The 4,483-nt window shown below is 70.9% G+C and carries 5 protein-coding genes and 1 pseudogene; 3 read left to right on the top strand and 3 right to left on the bottom strand.

The window, feature by feature from the left end:
- Nucleotides 1–534 (bottom strand): hypothetical protein (locus tag ACTIR_RS26590; RefSeq protein ID WP_065388575.1); only part of this gene is annotated, 534 nt, incomplete at its 3' end.
- Nucleotides 535–619: 85 nt separating this feature from the next.
- Nucleotides 620–1,285 carry a hypothetical protein gene (locus ACTIR_RS0112105; protein WP_026454485.1) on the bottom strand — a complete coding sequence of 222 codons (666 nt, stop codon included), beginning with the start codon at nt 1,283–1,285 and terminating at the stop codon, nt 620–622.
- A 260-nt stretch (nt 1,286–1,545) separates the two neighbouring features.
- Here ACTIR_RS0112105 and wzm point away from each other — a divergent pair, with 260 nt between their 5' ends.
- Genes wzm through glfT1 form a run of 3 tightly spaced genes read left to right on the top strand, consistent with a single transcriptional unit; the run spans nt 1,546 to nt 4,188 of the window.
- A complete protein-coding gene (gene wzm, locus ACTIR_RS0112100) occupies nt 1,546–2,439 on the top strand; it encodes a galactan export ABC transporter permease subunit Wzm/RfbD (protein WP_019811520.1) in 894 nt (297 codons plus the stop codon).
- Between the two features lie 5 nt (nt 2,440–2,444).
- Entirely contained in the window at nt 2,445–3,248 is an 804-nt protein-coding gene (wzt, locus tag ACTIR_RS0112095) for a galactan export ABC transporter ATP-binding subunit Wzt/RfbE (protein WP_026454484.1), read from the top strand.
- Nucleotides 3,249–3,258: 10 nt separating this feature from the next.
- Entirely contained in the window at nt 3,259–4,188 is a 930-nt protein-coding gene (glfT1, locus tag ACTIR_RS0112090) for a galactofuranosyltransferase GlfT1 (RefSeq protein ID WP_052583853.1), read from the top strand.
- A 92-nt stretch (nt 4,189–4,280) separates the two neighbouring features.
- Here glfT1 and ACTIR_RS27185 read toward each other — a convergent pair.
- Nucleotides 4,281–4,483 (bottom strand): annotated as a pseudogene (locus ACTIR_RS27185) (hypothetical protein); the annotation flags it as partial.

The raw sequence follows: 4,483 nt of genomic DNA, 5'->3' as shown, positions 1-4,483 counted from the left end.
CGCGCCGGGTGCCCCGTTCCCGTTCGCCGTGCCGGCCCGGGGGGAGCCGGTGCCCGACGGGCCCCGGTCCGAGGCCCCCGTTTTCCCGGACGCGGTGTGCGCGGCGGCGTCCCGGTCGTCCTCCAGCCTGCGCAGCCGCTCCTCGTACATCGCGATACCGGACAGCCGCACGCGCACCTGCGCGTGTTGCCGCCGGATGGCCTCCACCAGCATGCGCGCCTCGGCGATCTCCGACTCGCCGGTGGGCGACCCGGCGTTCCAGGTGATCCGGTCGCGCAGGTCCTCCAGTCGCCCCTCCTGGGCCGCGACGTGCGGCAGGAGGCGCTGCACCTCACCGGTGGTCCGGTCGAGCTCGTCCCGGGCCCGGCCCAGCGCCTCCTCCAGCACGGCGATCCGGCGCCGGTGGTCGGCCAGGCGGGTGTCGTGCCCGTCCAACCGGTCCCGCGTGCGGTCCTCGACGCGCAGGTCGACGAACCGGGCGAGCCGGTCGCCCACACCGTCGCGGAGCAGTCTCCACGGGTTGAGTGACGTCATGGGCGCTCCTTCGGATGGCGTCGCGTTGTCGGGACAGCTCCCCCTCGCCCCCACGGGGCCGACCGTGTTCCCTCCGCCGGACCCGTCATGGCAGCAACCGTGCGGTCCCGGTGCCGGCCCAGGAGTCGAGCAGCGCGTCCTCCGCGGGCCGCGGGTCGTCCCCGGGACCGGAGCCCCCGGGACCGAGGCCCGCGAGCACCAGTTCGGCGTCGGGGAACGAGGTCCTGGCGATCCAGGCGGCCACCGTCCCGGTGGCGGGTGTCTCCGGGCCCGGTGTGCCGCTGTCCGGCCGCTCCCGCTCCGCGGCGGTGTCCGGGGCGTCCGCCGGGTGTGTCGGGGCGAGCGCGCGGATCAGCGGCCGGGTGAACTCCCGAGCGGGCACCGGAACGAAGCCGAGGTCGACCGGCCACCACCGCGGCAGGTCCCGTGGATCCGGGTACGCCGGACCGGGTTCCACCAGGAGGTAGAGCTTCGACCGGTAGTCGGCGAAGACCCATTTCGTCGCCCGCAGCGCACGGTCGAAGACCACGGCGTGCGTCCGCACCCCCACCGCGGGCGGCCCGTCGGGTTCGTCGCACACGTACTCACCCACCCGGATGACGAGGTCACACGCGTCGATCGCGGTGGCGCGCCCGGGGTCCGCGGGCATCGGCCGCGGCCCCACCACGGCCACCGAACGCGGCCGTGGGCGGTCGGCGTAGACCCGCAGCAGCTCCACCGTCAGGTTCGGTGTGACGACACCCGCGTCCATGCGGCGGAAGCTATCAGGAGTCCCGTTCGTGCGCGAACCGTAATCAAAGATCAACAATCCGTGTCGCGTCGGTGCGCCGACCGGCCACCGCGACGACGGGGGGCCGCACCGGGTTCACGTCGTCTTCACGGGGCGGAAACGCGCAGGTCGCGACCACCCGGGTCGGTTGTACCGGACCGCCCGATCGCCGCCGACGGTCGCCAGTACCCTCATATCCCGTGCACGCCACAAGCACTGTCGATCCCACGGAAACGGCCACGATGACGTCGGCACCTCCCCGCCCGGACAGCAGGTCGTTCGGACGTGCCTTCACCGACATGACCAGCGGGGCGAGACAGACCGAGCTCTGGGGTCATCTGGCCTGGCAGGACATCAAGCAGCGCTACCGCCGGTCGGTGCTCGGCCCGCTGTGGATCACCATCAGCATGGGGATCACCGCACTGGGCCTGGGCATCCTGTACGCGGAGCTGTTCGGCTCGCAGATCTCGACGTTCCTGCCCTACATCACGACGGGCTTCATCGTCTGGAACTTCCTGCTGGGCTGTCTCACCGAGGGCACCGACACGTTCATCTCGAACGACGGGCTGATCAAGCACCTACCCGCACCGTTGTCGGTGTACGTGCTGCGCACGGTGTGGCGGCAGACGATCATGTTCGCGCACAACCTGGTCGTGTACTTCGTCGTGATCGGGATCTTCTGGGGAGCGGTCACGACCCCCGGCTACACGCTGCTGGAGAACGGGATCCAACACCCCGGGCTCGGCTGGAACGCCCTGCTCGCGGTTCCCGGGTTCGCGCTGCTGGCGATCAACGCCGGCTGGGTGGTGATGCTGTTCGGGATCGCCTCCACCCGGTTCCGGGACATCCCCCAGGTGGTCTCCAGCTTCACGAACCTGCTGTTCTTCATGACGCCGATCGTCTGGTCCACCGACATCCTCAAGGACCGCTTCGGGGACACGGCGCCGGACTGGCGGAACTACGTGGCCGAGCTGAACCCGCTCTACCACTTCATCCAGATCGTGCGGGCCCCGCTCATCGGTAACCAGCAGAGCTGGCACCACTGGGCGATCGTCGGCGGCATCACCGTCGTCGGGTGGCTCCTGGCCCTTCTGGTGCTGCGCAACTACCGTGCCCGTGTCGCGTATTGGGTGTGACGAACATGGTCAGCATTGACGTCTGGAACGCCGCGGTCGACTTCCCGATCTTCGACGCGAAGAGCCGGTCGCTGAAGAAGAAGGTTCTCGGCAAGGTCGGCGGCAAGATCGGCACCGAGAGCCGGGTCCCGATCATCGAGGCCCTGCACGACATCACCCTGTCGTTGTCCACCGGCGACCGGGTGGCCCTGGTCGGGCACAACGGCGCGGGCAAGTCCACGCTGCTGCGGCTGCTGTCCGGCATCTACGAACCCACCCGGGGCGCGGCCCGGATCAACGGCCGGGTGGCGCCGGTCTTCGACCTCGGCGTCGGCATGGACCAGGAGATCTCCGGCTACGAGAACATCCTGATCCGCGGGCTGTACCTGGGCATGTCGCGCAAGCAGATGGAGAAGCGCGTCGACGACATCGCCGAGTTCACCGAGCTGGGTGACTACCTGTCGATGCCGCTGCGCACCTACTCCACCGGGATGCGGGTGCGGCTGGCGCTCGGCGTGGTGACCTCCATCGACCCGGAGATCCTGCTGCTCGACGAGGGCATCGGCGCCGTGGACGCCGCGTTCCTGAACAAGGCTCGCGACCGGCTCGTGGACCTGGTGCGTCGCTCGGGTCTGCTGGTCTTCGCCTCCCACCAGGACGACCTGCTGCTGGAGATGTGCACCTCGGCGATCTGGATGGACGAGGGCCGGCTGCGGATGCAGGGATCGCTGCGGGAGGTCATCACCGCGTACAAGGGCCGTGACCCGTTCGAGAACCTCGACCAGGCCGCGCTGGACCGCATCGGCCAGGCGGCGGCGAGCGATGCCTGACGGGGGCCCCGTGCCGGAGACGGATGCGGGGGGGAACGCGGTTCCGGAGCCGCTGGGTGCCGACGCGGTCGTGGCGGTCGTGGTCACCCGGCATCGCCGTGACCTGCTCACCGAGTCGCTGAAGGTGGTCACGTCCCAGACCAGGCCGGTCGACCACCTCGTCGTGGTGGACAACGGCCCGGACCGCCCCGCGCGGGACGTGGTCGTCGACTGCCCCATCCCGTCGACGTACCTGCCCTCGCACCGCAACCTCGGCGGTGCGGGCGGCTTCGCGCTCGGCATGCTGCACGCACTCGCGCTCGGCGCGGAGTGGGTGTGGCTGGCCGACGACGACGGCAGGCCCGCCGACGAGGACGTGCTGCGCGTGCTGTTGGAGGAGGCGCGGCGCCGGGACCTGGCCGAGGTGTCCCCGGTGGTCGCCAACATCGACAGCCCGGACCGGTTGGCGTTCCCGCTGCGCCGCGGGCTGACGTGGAAACGCTCGGCCGACGAACTGGGGGAGGACTTCCTGCCGGGCATCGCGTCGCTGATGAACGGCGCACTGTTCCGTGCCTCCGCGCTGGAGGTCACCGGGGTGCCGGACCTGCGGCTGTTCGTCCGCGGCGACGAGGTCGAGCTGCACCGCAGGCTGGTGCGCTCGGGCCTGCCGTTCGGGACGTCGCTGCGCACCGCGTACCTGCACCCGAACGGGTCGGACGAGTTCAAGCCGATGCTGGGCGGTCGGTTCCACGCGCAGGACCCGGAGAACGACGTCAAGCGCTACTACACCTACCGCAACCGGGGCTTCCTGCTCTCCCAGCCGGGCATGCGCAAACTCGGTGCACTGGAGCTGCTGCGCTTCGGCCTCTACTTCGTCGCGGTCAAACGTGACCCCCGGGCCTTCGCCCGGTGGCTGCGCCTGGTGCGTCAGGGCCGCCGGGAACGGTTCCACCGGTACTGACCGGTACTGACCCCGGTGCCCCGGGGAGGCAGCACGCTGCGGAACGGGAGAACCGCCGCGGAACAGGGGATGTCGCGTTCCCGGTGAAGCCGTCACTCGCCGATGACCGGCGGCGCCGTGCGCTCCTCGGTGCCGAAGACGCTGTCCGGGTCCGCCTCGACGAGGTAGCTCGGCCGTTGGTGCTCCTCGTCCTCACTGCCCTGACCGCCACGCCCGGCACCGGCCCCCATCGGTGCGCCACCCATGCCGGCACGACCTGCCGCGGAGGCCGCCGCGGGACCACCGGCCGCCGCCG

Origin of the sequence: Saccharomonospora iraqiensis subsp. iraqiensis, assembly GCF_000430445.1 — a bacterium.
Taxonomy (GTDB): Bacteria; Actinomycetota; Actinomycetes; order Mycobacteriales; family Pseudonocardiaceae; genus Saccharomonospora; species Saccharomonospora iraqiensis.
The sequence above is the reverse complement of the archived record's forward strand: the minus strand, read 5'-3'. Positions and strand labels throughout refer to the sequence as shown.

Excerpts from the sequence above, each read along its gene's own strand:
- ACTIR_RS0112105 (WP_026454485.1), bottom strand. The coding sequence starts at position 1,285 with ATGGACGCGGGTGTCGTCACACCGAACCTGACGGTGGAGCTGCTGCGG.
- wzm (WP_019811520.1), top strand. The coding sequence starts at position 1,546 with ATGACGTCGGCACCTCCCCGCCCGGACAGCAGGTCGTTCGGACGTGCC.
- wzt (WP_026454484.1), top strand. The coding sequence starts at position 2,445 with ATGGTCAGCATTGACGTCTGGAACGCCGCGGTCGACTTCCCGATCTTC.